At 41.8% G+C, this 14,147-nt stretch carries 10 protein-coding genes; 8 read left to right on the top strand and 2 right to left on the bottom strand.

Translation table 11 applies throughout. The annotated features are described in order from the left end of the window. Window positions 1–422 precede the first annotated feature (422 nt). Together RDN79_RS10510 and RDN79_RS10515 are read right to left on the bottom strand one after the other, a co-directional pair. Window positions 423–836: a hypothetical protein gene (locus RDN79_RS10510; RefSeq protein WP_298549529.1), complete on the bottom strand. Its 414-nt coding sequence runs from the start codon at window positions 834–836 to the stop codon at window positions 423–425. Between the two features lie 58 nt (window positions 837–894). Continuing rightward, window positions 895–1,821 carry a hydrogen peroxide-inducible genes activator gene (locus tag RDN79_RS10515; RefSeq protein WP_298549527.1) on the bottom strand — a complete coding sequence of 309 codons (927 nt, stop codon included), beginning with the start codon at window positions 1,819–1,821 and terminating at the stop codon, window positions 895–897. 390 nt (window positions 1,822–2,211) lie between these two features. Between RDN79_RS10515 and RDN79_RS10520 the strand changes: the two genes are divergently transcribed. The 8 genes from RDN79_RS10520 to RDN79_RS10555 all read left to right on the top strand — a co-directional run bounded on the left by RDN79_RS10520 (window position 2,212) and on the right by RDN79_RS10555 (window position 13,909). After that, window positions 2,212–2,844: a lanthionine synthetase LanC family protein gene (locus RDN79_RS10520; RefSeq protein WP_298549526.1), complete on the top strand. Its 633-nt coding sequence runs from the start codon at window positions 2,212–2,214 to the stop codon at window positions 2,842–2,844. Continuing rightward, a complete protein-coding gene (locus RDN79_RS10525) occupies window positions 2,841–4,049 on the top strand; it encodes a glycosyltransferase (protein ID WP_298549524.1) in 1,209 nt (402 codons plus the stop codon). The genes RDN79_RS10520 and RDN79_RS10525 overlap by 4 nt, the downstream gene beginning before the upstream one ends. Beyond that, window positions 4,046–5,608 (top strand): vitamin K epoxide reductase family protein, encoded by a 1,563-nt coding sequence (locus tag RDN79_RS10530; protein WP_298549523.1) that lies wholly within the window; start codon window positions 4,046–4,048, stop codon window positions 5,606–5,608. Before RDN79_RS10525 ends, RDN79_RS10530 begins: the two co-directional genes overlap by 4 nt. Before the next feature lie 90 nt (window positions 5,609–5,698). Then, window positions 5,699–5,932: a bacteriocin gene (locus RDN79_RS10535; protein ID WP_298549521.1), complete on the top strand. Its 234-nt coding sequence runs from the start codon at window positions 5,699–5,701 to the stop codon at window positions 5,930–5,932. Window positions 5,933–5,992: 60 nt separating this feature from the next. Then, the gene (locus tag RDN79_RS10540) at window positions 5,993–8,698 is read left to right on the top strand and encodes a TonB-dependent receptor (protein WP_298549520.1); all 2,706 of its coding nucleotides are present in this window, start codon (window positions 5,993–5,995) and stop codon (window positions 8,696–8,698) included. Between the two features lie 156 nt (window positions 8,699–8,854). Next, a complete protein-coding gene (locus RDN79_RS10545) occupies window positions 8,855–11,305 on the top strand; it encodes a glycoside hydrolase family 127 protein (protein WP_374044508.1) in 2,451 nt (816 codons plus the stop codon). Window positions 11,306–11,313: 8 nt separating this feature from the next. Continuing rightward, the gene (locus RDN79_RS10550; RefSeq protein WP_298549519.1) at window positions 11,314–13,287 is read left to right on the top strand and encodes a glycoside hydrolase family 127 protein; all 1,974 of its coding nucleotides are present in this window, start codon (window positions 11,314–11,316) and stop codon (window positions 13,285–13,287) included. A gap of 133 nt (window positions 13,288–13,420) precedes the next feature. After that, window positions 13,421–13,909: a Dps family protein gene (locus tag RDN79_RS10555; RefSeq protein WP_298549517.1), complete on the top strand. Its 489-nt coding sequence runs from the start codon at window positions 13,421–13,423 to the stop codon at window positions 13,907–13,909. Window positions 13,910–14,147: the final 238 nt, after the last annotated feature.

The raw sequence follows: 14,147 nt of genomic DNA on the forward strand, positions 1-14,147 counted from the left end.
GGTCTAAATCATTTTTCAAATCATCTGAATGTTTTCTTGAAACTATTGGGATGATTTCGGGCAGTTATACTGATGATTGCTGAAAATGATTTAGATCATTGGAGGAAAGTGATTCGAGAAAACGAAAAAGTTGTCCTGTCTTTCTTGGATAATATGTTTTCAAGCAGTTTTTTAAGGTTGAAAGAGCTATAAAAAGGAATGAATCCCAATTGTCTTCCTGATGAAAAAAGAACCTCTTTGCTGACGATCTTCCGGGGATGACCTGCATAAAAGTCAAATCGATCAACGTTGTGTCACATAAATTGGCAAAAGAATAACTTATTGCCGGACCTTAACTCCCGGAGAATCGTTTCTATAGCTTCTTTCCTTGCCTTCTACACTTGCACGACAAAGAAAAGGCAGTTGTTTTATCATTTTGTAAATTACTTCTCCTTTTGCGGTTTGGTGACTGTGAATTTGGAATACTTTTCATATTGGCTTCCTCGGCTGAAGACATCCGGCAAATGTTTGGCGGCGAACCGTAATTTTTCTTCATCTGTATGGAAGTCTTCCCCTTCGCAATATCTTTCTATGGTCGCGGCTGCCCCAATAAGAGCGTTCTTTTGAGATTCTGTCACGATCGGCAGTTCGGCGAAGTCCGTCTCAATCACGTTTTGGGGATTTACAGGCGCAATTATAAAGATTTTTTCGTTACATTCTCCTTCTTTCAACCGGAATAGCCGGTACTGTTCATCTGTAAGTTCAAGGAAATCTTTTTCCTGAGGAATAAATCCCAATTGGAATATAGACTGGAGTGCTTGCCCTCCCAAACCGAATAATAAATCAAAAACATCCATAGTGTAAATTTTTATTATAGTCTATTAGAAAATCCGATGATAAACAAGGTGGTCTTTTTCAGACCACTTTCAATCCCGCTTGCAGCGTACGCATTTCTTTTGGAACGGATTTCCTGATACTTTCGATCAGAATACTTGAAACCGAATGCCGGATAAAATCCTTGCGGGTTACCCAGACGATTTCGCGTGCCGGTTTGGGGATGGCGAACGGGCGTACCAGTTCTTTTTGCTGTTCGCTTAACTGATAGGTAGCCAACTCCGGAATGAAAGTGACGCCATTGCCGCTTTCTACCATACGCATAAAAGTTTCCAGGCTTCCCAGGCGGTAAGCTGCCTGACGGAGTTTGACTTTTTCCATTTGGCAGAAACGCATCAGCTGGTCACGGAAACAATGCCCTTCATCCAACAGCCAAAGACGTTCGTCGCTGATGTCTGCGGAACGGACCATCTCTTTCTTGAACACGTTTTCGTTGCGGGCTACATAAGCATAAAACTGTTCGTAGTATAGGAGGTCTCCCTGTAGCTGCATCTCCGTCGGTTGGTTTGCGATGATGGCGGCGTCTATCTCGCCGTTGAGGAGGGCTTTCATCGTAGGGGCCGTTTGCATTTCCAGGATGCGGATGTCCAGATCGGGGTGCTTCTCCGATACTTGCTGGAAAAAGCGGGGAAGCAGATAAGGAGCGATCGTCGGTAATACGGCGAGGCGGAACGTGCCTTTCAAAGATTGCTCTTCTTCGTTTACGATATCTTTAATCAGAGAAGTCTGGTAGAGGACGACGCGTGCTTGGTCGATCACCTTACGGCCGGCAGGGGTAGGGCAGACCGGCTGGATATTTCGATCGAAAAGCTTCACGCCCAGTTCATCTTCCAGTTTCTGGATCATCATGCTTAATGTCGGTTGAGTTACGCGGCAATGTTCTGCAGCTTTGGCAAAATGGCGGTAGGTGTCTACAGCCAGGATGTATTCTAGTTGTTGTATATTCATATTCTTTGCTTTAATAGTCACGAAGGTAGGAAAAAAATCGTGAAATACACATTTATTTCGATTATTTTGTCGAGGTTGTCTACTTAGCCGTATAGACATAAATCGGTCGAATATCATATATCCATTATCAACTTGTAATGTCTATTTATCAATTAGTTTTGCTAATTCCGTGTTCGCGTTGCTGGTGACTTTTCTATTTGTGCATGATCATATAACATGTTTAACCGTGTCTGTAAATATTAGGTATGTCCTTCAAACTCACCATACTTATCTTATGTTCAAATTATCAAATTTATTCATTCTTGATTTTTTGTGGAAAATTGGTGTGGTTATTCTGTTTTTTTGTATTATTGCAATATGTAATAATTGGTTGGCTTTTATCTAATATTTATGAGTGAAGCGGAACGAAATACAAGATTGACAAATATTGCAGATTATCTGATTGTTAATGCCAGTTTCTTGAATGATATAGGATTGTATCATGGAAAAATGGGGATTAGCTTGTTTTTTGCGTATTGTGCATCCTATTTTCAGAATGATATATATAATGACTTCGCAAAGGTCTTATTAATGGAGGTCAGTGATGAAATATCTGAAGACATGAATATGAGTTTTGAAAATGGGATTTCAGGAATAGCATGGGGAATACTCTGTCTATGGGAAAAAGGCCTTATATCTGGGAATTTGAATGATTTATTGAAAGATATAGATTGTAGAATGATGGAAATTGATTTGTTAAGACTATCAAACTATTCTTTGCAGAAGGTTGGTAAAGGCATTTCTTGTTACATAAAATATCGTTTAAGATTAGTTGGTGATGATATTGAAAAGACTTCGTTCGACAAACTATATATATCGGAATGGATAGAGATGAGAAAGAAATTAACGGAGTTGGATGATATGTCGCTTGCAAGTATTGTTTCAATGAATCAATTTAAATATGATTTATTAACCAGTCGGGTCTGGAAACTTGGTTTGCAAGATGGCTGTGCTGGTTATGGGCTTAATTTGATTATGTTATGAAAAAGGTTTATTTGCTTTTGGAAAATAATAGGTCATCTTTATATGGCATTGGCACTTATGCTACTCAAATTTCTCGATTGGTAGAATATTGTAACAGTATTTCATTCAGTATAGTCCGACTACATGCAAATGTAAATTTTCCAATTGTGAAAAAACATGATTCATATATGGAATATTCAATACCAGATAGTAATGTCTATGGTGTTAAGAATGATTCTATCTATTATAGGAATATATGTTTTGTCTTGCAAAGATATATACATAGAGGTGAAGGTGTGGATGTGATTTTTCATTTGAACTATTATCAGCAGTATTATTTGATAGATTATTTGAAAAAGTGGTTTGTTGGATGTAAAATAGTTTTTACTATTCATTATCAAGAATGGTGTTTTTTATTGAATGGAAATACTGATTTGTACAAAAAGATTCTACATAAAGAAATATTTGGATATGATCAGGTATGGAATTGGTACTTAGGAGAGTGTGATCTGTTTAAAAAGGTCGATCAAATTATATGTTTATCAGATTATACAAAAAGGATGTTAATAGAAGAATATCCTGTCAATGAAGATAAAATATCACTTGTGTATAATGGACTTTTTGATGAATATCAATTTACTACAAATGAGTATAGGTATGCAGTGAAAAAGAAGTATTGTTTACCGATGAATAAAAAAGTAATATTGTTTGTTGGGCGGTTGGATGAAATAAAAGGTGTGGAATTTTTGATTTCTGCATTCCTAAAATTGCAGGAAGATATTGATGATTCAGTATTAGTGATTATAGGGGATGGTAATTATCCTAAATATTTGAATTTGAGTCGTTCTTGTTTAGGTGAAATTTTTTATACTGGACGTTTGAAGAAAAGTGATTTATATGATTTTTACCGTATCGCAGATGTTGGTATTATGCCTTCAATGCACGAACAATGTAGCTTTGTTGCAATTGAGATGATGATGTTTGATATTCCTTTAATTATATCAACTACGACAGGTCTAAATGAGATGATGGAAAAAGAATGTAATATAAGTGTATATAGTAAAGATAATTCGATGGTAATTTCTTCTTCAGAGTTGGCTGAAAAAATAAGAAATACATTGAATGGATATGATTGTGATAAACGAAAATGTAGGGATAAGTATTTGAAAATGTATACACTTGATAAGATGATATTAAATATGAAAAATGTATATATGAATTTATGAAAAAAGTTAGTGATAATATATTAATAGCTACTCTTCAGTTATTGAATGTAAAACATACGGAGCATTATTCTCGTAATTATTATGAAAATCATCCGTATAAATATAATTTGTATGGTCTGTCTATGATGTTTAACCATTATGGGATAGATAATGTTGCGTTACGATTGGAACCTCAGCGTCTTTTAGAAATAGAAAAACCTTTTATAGCTTTTGTTGATAATGACTTTGTAGTTGTTTTCAGTAAAACTGATAAAATGGTTAGTTTCTATTGGAAAGGAAAAAATATAACGATTGAAAAAGAACAATTTTTAAAAATTTGGTCGGGAATAGTACTCTTATTAGAGCCTGATTTAGAAAAAAGTGGTGAACCGGATTATAAGAAGCATCAAAAAGAGAATCTTTTTTCAATTGTTGCTAATCTATTGTTATGTTTTTGTGTTATTGCTTTTTCTTTGATTATTTATTCAAAGCAACAATCATTCTTTGATTTGAAAATGAATATGTTGTTGTTTTTTAATGCATTAGGAATTGTATTTACTTACATCCTCGTATCTAAACAATTAAATAGGAATGGAAAATGGGTTGACAGAGTTTGTTCCTTGTTTAAGAGAGCTGATTGTAACTCTGTATTAGATTCTCCTGCTTCTAAAGTATTTAATACATCATTGACCTGGAGTGAAGTTGGTATTAGTTTTTACATTTCAAATGTGGTAGTTTTGTTGCTATTCCCATATTTGTATTTGAGTGTTGTGATTATAAATGTAATAATACTACCATATTCATTTTGGAGTATATGGTACCAAAGATACAAAGTAGGTCAATGGTGTATATTGTGTATTCTTTCTCAATCTGTGTTTTGGTTGACATCAATTTGTCATTATCAGTTTGACCTTTTTTCTTTAGAGCGAGTTTCTATATTAGATATAACTTCTTTGTGTTTCCTTTATTTGTTAGTGTTGTTTTGTGTGAAGAAAATTGTACAAACTTATGAAAAAATTGAAAGCTTAGAATATAAGGAGAGGAAAGTTAATAGTATAAGGTTGAAGGAAGAAGTCTTTTTTACTTTACTGAATGATGAAAAGAGGTATGATGTAGATAATTCATCTTCATTAGTGTGGGGGAATATATCAGCCAATATTCAAATATTATTGGTTACTAACCCGTATTGTTCTCCGTGTGCTCGAATGCACAAAAGAATGGAAAATATTTTTAAATTAGTTAGCGATAAGATTTGTATTAGATATGTTTTATCTTCTTTTAGTGACGATTTAGAAGAAACGAATAAATTACTTATATCGATGTATATGCATACAGATTCCAACAGATCATTTGATTTGTTCTGTAATTGGTATGATGATTTGCATAGGCGAGATATTGATTTTTTGAAAGAATTTGAAAATAAGATAGATAATGTCGTTCTGGAAGAGGCTTTTCGGCAAAAGAAGTGGTTGTCTGATAATGCGGTATCTGTTTCTCCATTGCTTATAGTTAATGGATTTAAGCTTCCAGAGTATTATTCAATTGAAGATTTGAAGTATTTTTTGGAGATAGATGTTTAGATTTTTTTAAAAATGAAGGATAAATGTATTGTTTTGTCAATATCTTTAAATCTTGTTTAAATATAATGTTTAATTTAAATTTTAAAGCGTATGAGTTTTTTAAGTAACATGAAAGATTCCTTATCAATGGATGAGAGAATTTTGACGAAAAAGGAAATGAAAAATATCCAAGGAGGAAGTTCTTATGGATATGGTGTAGATGGCTGTTCGATGACACGTTGCGGTGGTGTTTGTTATTCGGATATGACAGGTTCTGTAAAAGGAAATTGTACTCAATTTGTGGATACGAACGGCTCTCCTGTTTGTAAATGTGTTTATCTTTAATCATCTAATGCATTGTGCTTAGTAATGAGTGCAATGCATTTTAAATGAAACGAACCTCTTATGAAGCAGTTGTTATTTTTTTGGATGTTTGTCCTTTTGTCGGCGAGTTGTTATGCTTCCGATACGACCTTGCAGGTCGTGGCCGGTAATTTGAAGCGTTTATACAACTTATATCCCATTGAGAAAATCTATATACATCAGGACCGGACGATCTATCGGGCTGGAGAAACGATGTGGTTGAAAGTATATCAGGATTTTCTTTCCGAAAGTGAAGGCAAAAGTCAAGTTGTTCATCTTCAACTGATCGATGGATATAACCGGTTGGTGCTTGAAAAGCAATGGCCGTTGAGGGATGGGAAGGCGGTAGGTGATGTGCTGCTTCCGGATACACTGCCTACAGGAAACTATCAGTTGCGCGGTTATACGAATTATATGCGGAATTTCGGCGAGGAGCACTTCTTTACGCGTGAGTTGAAGATTGAGGGGCTTGGTGCTTTGTCTCAGATTAAAATAGACTTTTCGGTCAGACAGAATAACGTGTCTGTCCAACTGAACGTACCTTTGAAATTGAGGCAAGAGAAGAAATTACGTTACTGTGTGAGGGTTAATGGCAACGAATCCCGAAGTTTTTCATTTGCAGCAGATGAAGCAGGGGATGCCCGATTTGATATTTTGTTGCCGGATGAGGTGAAGAGGGAGGACGAGATTGAGTTTGTGCTGTTTGTGGGTGAGCAGAAACATTCCTATCCGGTCCCATTCAAACAGACGACGGAGCTGGCCTTGCTGCCGGAAGGCGGCTATTGCGTGGAGGGGTTGGTTTCGAAGGTTGCGGTCAAGCTGACCGGTTCGAACGGGAAAGGCTTGGCGGCAAAGGGGTGTATATTGGATTTGACTGATGGCGAGGAACGTCCTTTCCATACTTCCGATTTGGGGTTCGGATCGGTTTATTTCCAGCCGGAACCGGGGCACGAATATGTTGCGGTGGTGGATAGTTTGCAGTTGCGAGTTCCTATGCTCGAACCTTTGAAGCAGGGAATCGTCCAACAAATCAGATATTGGAATGGGCGTATGCGCATCATGCTGTCTCAAAATTTGGGTGCGGATGTTCCGGTCTTTCTTCTGATCCATCACCAGGGAATGATTTATTATCATGCCAAACTGCATTTAACAGAGGAAAAGACCGTGATGGATATCGCCTACGACCTACTTCCGGCAGGACCTTTTACAGTCACGCTCTATGATGGGCAGGACCGGGTTTGTAGCGAACGTCTGGCTTTTGTCAAATATCCGGAATGTATGCCGGTTGCCTTGTCTGGCGATAAGGCCTGCTATGGACATCGTGAAAAGGTGACACTTGAAGTCAGGGTTGATAGTCTTTTGCATAGGGCGATAGATGGTGATTTCTCGTTATCGGTTGTACGAAAAGAGTTGGATCCGATTTCAGAGCGGAGCAACTACTACGTGGATTATTATTTGGGAAGCGAGTTGAAGGGGTATATAGAAAACCCGAATTCCTATTTTGAAGAACGGGATTCCTTGTCGTTATCCCGTTTAGACTTGCTGTTGTTGACGCATGGCTGGAGGCGTTATTCATTAAAAAATATATTGCAGGGCGGTTTGCTTGAGATGCCTTATCCGGTCGAACGGAGTTTAGGATTTTCGGGTTGTATTCTGGATGGTATGCGTTTAAAGCCGGAAGAAATGGAGATCAACGCTTTGTTTAAACAAGATACGATTGCCCAGACTTTTACATTCCATCCGGCACGGGGTGGTGTGTTCCGTTTTTCCGGATTCGATTTTACAGGGACGAGCGAGATGTTGCTGTCTGTCACTGACAAGCAGAAGAATGCGCTGGATTTTACATTGATGGAGTCGAAATCTCCCCGGTCTGCCTATTACAGTCCTCTGCTGACCTTGCAGGATTCGTTAGCCCAACTGTCTGTTCGGATGTCCCGGTATGGGAATGTCGGGAAGGTGAAAGATATTGATAAGGTTGTCCATGAATTGCCGGAAGTGACGATCATGAAGCGCAAGAAACACACACAAAGTTTTAGTCTGCACAATGAGGACTTTGCCAGTCATTCGTATGTGGTGCGCGAGAATGAACATTTTTCCCCGAATAGCATGGCTTCTTTGCTGTCTCGGGTTCCGGGACTGAAGGTCTATCCTTCGCCGGATGGTTTGGGTACGAGAATACGGGTAAACGGTGCTGTAACGACTGGCGGTTTTAGTAGGGGAGGAGGCAGTAGTTCTAACAACTCTAACGAGAATAAAGCCCCGATCCCGGTATTCAAGGGAGCTTCTGCGGATGCATTGGATCCGGTAATCGTATTGGATGGAGTGATCGACTATATCGGCTATGCATTGCAGATGGATCCGAACCGGGTTAAAAAAGTGGAAGTCCTAGTCGGTGCCGCGGCAATGGTTTATACTCGGAACTCTTTTGCCGGAGTGGTGGTGATCCATACGAAGTCGTGGAAAGACCGGATTGACTCGACGCCCGTAAAGTCGAAAAACTACCGGTTTGTAGGCTATGACCAGGTGAAAGAGTTCTACTCTCCGGATTATTCGTGGGAGAAAGATCGTTCCGGCTGGGTGGATGAGCGGAACACGTTGTATTGGAATCCTTCGGTGACGCTGAATGAAGAGGGGAAGGCGGAACTTTCTTTTTACACATCGGATATGAAAGGCGAATATGAGGTGATTTGTGAAGGCCGTTCCGGAGGGAAGATCGGAATTGGCCGAGGTGTCATAGTGGTGAAGTAACGGCTGTGTGTAGGTATGCGACGAAAACAAATGCAGGCCGGATGAAATATTTGTGTAAAAAAGACATTTTATTGCCGAAATACTTTTATAAGTCTGAGAAATAGATTTTCTTTGTGCTTGTTAACTGAGATATATAACCTACAACAAATAAAGTCTATGCTGCAAAAATTAGTGTTAGCCATTGGAGTCACGGTTGCCTTTGGCGCCTGCCATTCCACTTCGTATCATTCCGACGAACCTATAGTCGAGGTACCTTTTACAGAGGTGCATGTGACGGATCATTTCTGGGCACCCCGTATCGAGGTGAACCGGACTGTTTCTATCCCTTCCGCTTTCAGGCAATGTGAAGTAAACGGACGTTTCGATAACTTTGCTTTGGCCGGCGGTTTGATCAAAGGAGAACATAAGGGGGATTTTCCCTTCGACGATACCGATCCTTATAAAATCATCGAAGGAGCGTCTTATTCACTTGCCGTTAAATACGATCCGAAGTTGGATGCTTACTTAGACAGTGTCATTACGTTGATCGGAGCGGCACAAGAACCGGACGGCTACCTGACTACCTGTGTGACGAACAAGTGCGAACGGCTGAATCGCTGGTGGGGGACGCACCGTTGGGAAAAGCTGAACAGTCATGAACTATATAACAGCGGCCATCTTTATGAAGCGGCTGTGGCCCATTACCAGGCGACAGGCAAACGCAATCTGCTCGATGTTGCCATAAAAAACGCTGATTTGGTCTGTAAGGATTTCGGGCCGGACGAAGGGCAGAAACATGTACCTTCCGGACATCCGATTATCGAGATGGGACTTGCCAAACTGTATAAAGTGACCGGGGAACGGAAGTATCTGGATATGGCGAAATATTTCGTCGAAGAAACCGGGAGGGGTACGGATGGACATCGCTTGAATGCCTACAGTCAGGATCATAAGCCGATTTTGCAACAGGATGAGATCGTGGGCCATGCTGTCCGTGCCGGTTACCTGTATTCCGGTGTGGCCGATGTCGCTGCATTGACGAAAGATACGGCCTATTTCCATGCGATCTGCCGGATATGGGATAATATGGCGACTAAAAAACTATACATCACGGGAGGGATCGGATCGCGTGCGCAGGGAGAAGGTTTCGGACCGGAATATGAATTGCACAACCATAGTGCCTACTGCGAGACTTGTGCCTCCATTGCCAATGTATATTGGAACCAGCGCATGTTCCTGGCTACGGGAGATGCCAAATATATAGATGTACTGGAACGGGCTTTATATAATGGTGTAATTTCAGGTGTATCATTAAGCGGAGACAAGTTTTTCTATGACAACCCTCTTGAATCGATGGGGCAGCACGAAAGGGCTCCCTGGTTCGGCTGTGCCTGCTGTCCGGGTAATGTCACCCGGTTTATGGCCTCTATTCCCAAGTATATGTATGCGACACAGGGAAACAACCTCTATGTGAATTTATATGTGGGTAGCGAAAGCCGGGTTGCTTTGGCGAACGATACGATCACATTGGTTCAGGATACGGAATATCCTTGGGATGGACTGGTCAAATTGACTGTTTCACCGCAAAAGGCCTCTTCTTTCGGCTTGAAACTCCGTATTCCTTCTTGGACAGGTAACGAGCCGGTTCCCGGAAGTGATTTATATACATACGTAAAGAAAGACAGGGAACCTTGTGCCGTTTTTGTAAATGGAACGCCTTTGAAAGAGAAAGCGCATCATGGATATGTCGTGATCGAACGGAAGTGGCAACCGGGCGATGTCGTCGAACTTCGTATGCCGATGGAAGTCCGGCGGGTAAAAGCGCATGAGAAGGTACGGGCGGACGAAGGTTTGCTGGCTGTTGAACGCGGTCCGGTCATGTATTGCCTGGAAGGGGTGGATATGCCTGATCGTCATGTGTTCAACAAATATCTTCCGGAGGATGCCGATTTCACCTGCCAATATGAGAAAGATAAGTTGAATGGTATTGTGGAGCTAAGCACTACGGTGAAGGAATTGGACCGTAATAAAGAAAACGGCGTTGTCTCGGAAACGGAAGTTCCGGTGAAACTGATTCCTTATTCAACTTGGAATAATCGTGGTAATGCCGAGATGGCTGTCTGGATTCCGGCTTCAGCCGATTATGCGAAACCGACACCGGAGCCTGACATCGCTTCCCGTGCGAAGTCTTACACGATTGTCAGTGCGCCGATCCAGAAAGACGGCATTGCCCGTGAACGCCGTGAGTGGTGTTATGGAGTGAATGATCAGTGGGACCCGAAAAGTTCGGATGACATGTCGAAACCTTACTGGTACTTTTGGTTGAAAGAAGGGACGCAGGAATCGATCGAGTATGTGTTCGACCGGCCGGAGACGGTCCGGAATGTCGGGGTGTACTGGCTTGATTTCGATCATTACGATGGAAATTACCGTGTTCCGGCAAGCTGGAAAGTACAGTATAAGGCTGGAGACAACTGGAAGGATGTCGAGGCTAAAGGTGAGTACGGTTGCCGGAAGGATTGTTATAACTCTGTCGACTTTACTCCTGTGAAAACTACCGGATTGAAGCTGGTTATCCAGTTGCAGGAAGGTGAGTCGGGCGGTGTGATCGAATGGAAAGTAAATTGATACTGAATATGAAACGAATCTTATTATTTGCACTTGCCGGAATCAGTTTGGCCGGCGGTGCGCAGACACATGATGGCGGATATCCGATTACGCCTGTACCTTTCACTTCTGTAAAAGTGACCGATAGCTTTTGGGGACAAAGGCTGAAGGCCAGCCGTGAGGTGACGATACCGCTTGCGTTCAGCAAATGCGAGGAGACCGGGCGATATGAAAACTTTACAAAGGCGGCTCATCCTAATAGCGACTATAAGGTGGAAGGCTTCTCGTTCGATGACACGGATGTGTATAAAACAATCGAGGGGGCAAGCTATTCGATGCAGACTTATCCCGACAAGAAGCTGGACAAGTATATCGATAGCGTATTGACGGTAGTAGCGGCTGCACAGGAACCGGACGGTTATCTGTATACCGCCCGTACCATGAACCCGCAGCATCCGCATGAATGGGCGGGAAGCGAACGATGGGAAAAAGTGGAAGACCTGAGCCATGAGTTTTATAATCTGGGACATATGGTCGAAGGAGCTGTCGCACACTATCAGGCAACCGGTAAAAGGACATTTCTGGATGTGGCGATCAAATATGCCGATTGTGTCGAGAAAGCGATAGGCGACAAGCCTGGGCAACTCGTCCGTGTACCGGGCCACCAGATTGCCGAGATGGCGCTCTGTAAACTTTATTTGGTGACGGGACAAAAGAAATATCTCGACCTTGCCAAATTCTTTCTTGACAAGCGGGGATATACGCAGCGTAAGGATGCCTACAGCCAGGCGCATAAACCAGTGCTGGAGCAGGACGAGGCAGTCGGGCATGCCGTCCGGGCCGCTTATATGTATTCCGGTATGGCGGATGTGGCCGCTTTGACAGGCGATACGGGATATGTCCATGCGATCGACCGTATATGGGAGAATGTGGTGACGAAGAAATTATATATTACGGGCGGTATAGGCGCCACTAACAATGGGGAAGCCTTTGGCGAGAATTACGAGCTGCCGAATCTGTCGGCCTATTGCGAAACTTGTGCCGCAATAGGGAATGTGTATTGGAACTATCGCCTGTTCCTGCTTCATGGCGAATCCAAATATTATGATGTGCTGGAGCGTACCTTATATAACGGACTGATTTCGGGTGTTTCCCTTGAAGGCAACGGATTCTTTTATCCGAACCCGTTGGCATCGACCGGTCAGCATCAGCGTAAACCCTGGTTCGGTTGTGCCTGCTGTCCGTCTAATATTTGCCGATTTATTCCTTCGTTACCGGGGTATATATATGCAGTTCATGACAAAGATGTATATGTCAATCTCTTTATGAGTAATTCTTCCGATTTGAAAGTTGGCGGCAAGAGTTTGAAACTGACTCAAAGTACCGGATATCCTTGGGACGGTGATATCCGTCTGGATGTGGCTCCTAAAGGCAAGCAAGACTTTACGTTGAAAATCCGTGTCCCGGGTTGGGTAAGAGGCGAAGTGGTTCCGAGTGACCTATATACATTTTCCGACAGTAAACAGTTGGGCTATTCTGTCAAAGTAAACGGCGAACCGGTAGAAAGCAATCTGGACAAAGGCTATTTCTCTGTCACCCGCCAATGGAAGAAAGGGGATGTGGTAGAGGTCCATTTCGATATGGAGCCGCGGACGGTCAAAGCCAACGTGAAGGTGGAAGCCGATCGCGGACGTGTAGCCGTAGAGCGTGGTCCTGTCGTTTACTGTGCCGAATGGCCCGATAATAGCTTTGGTGTCATGAACGTATTAATGAACCGGAAACCTGAATTTACAGTCGAACGCAAATCGGACTTGTTGTACGGCATCGATGAGATCAAAGTGGCGGCTCAGGCTTTGAACTATGGCCGGGACGGGCGCCTGTCTGTCCAAGATGTGACGTTGACTTTGATCCCTTACTATGCTTGGGCACACCGTGGGAAAGGGGAGATGACCGTTTGGTTGCCCCAGGAAGTGAATGCCGTATCTCCGGTATCGGACCGGTAATCCGTTCTGTCGGAAGCGTGATAGAATAGGTCTATTTGCATATAAAAATTATCTGTTTGACAGGCACTTATATCTGATGTATCTTTGCAGTACAAGAAAAACAAAAAGTATAACAATTAAAAAGTAAAGTATTATGAAGACATTAGATTATATCCATTTGGATGCAGTTGCAGCAGGTAAAGTAGTTGAAGCATTACAACAGTTATTGGCCGATTATCAGGTATTCTATACAAACCTTCGTGGTTTTCACTGGAACATCAAGGGACACGGTTTCTTTGTTCTTCACAGCAAATTCGAAGATATGTATAATGATGCCGCCGAAAAGGTGGACGAACTGGCTGAGCGTATCCTGATGTTGGGTGGTGTTCCGGTAAACAAGTTCAGTGAATATCTGAAAGTTGCCAAAGTTAAGGAAGTATCGGGCGTATCTTGTGCAGACGAAGCGTTGGAAAACATTCTGAACACTTACGGCCAGTTTATTGCCGAAGAACGTAAGTTGCTCTCTATGGCTTCCGAATCCGGAGACGAGGCAACAGTAGCATTGATGAGCGATTACCTGAAGGAACAGGAAAAATTGGTTTGGATGTTAGTGGCTTACTCTTCTTGCGACTGTAAGAAATAATAAGTGTGTAAGTAATTAATAATTTATTCGTTGCGTTTGGAAAAGGCGGCCTCGTGAGGAGACCGCCTTTTTGATTTGTGCCCGAACCATACGAAAGTGCGTTTTGGACAATTATCAAAATGACACTACCTACCGGGTAAATCGGATGGGTCTTGTTCACTTTTGCTGTATGGTTACTTTTTGTGTATTTAATTAATAAAAGAGCACAGCTTAAAAAATAAAAGTCTATATTATAAGT

The sequence above is a fragment of the uncultured Parabacteroides sp. genome, assembly GCF_902493135.1.
Taxonomy (GTDB): domain Bacteria; phylum Bacteroidota; class Bacteroidia; order Bacteroidales; family Tannerellaceae; genus Parabacteroides.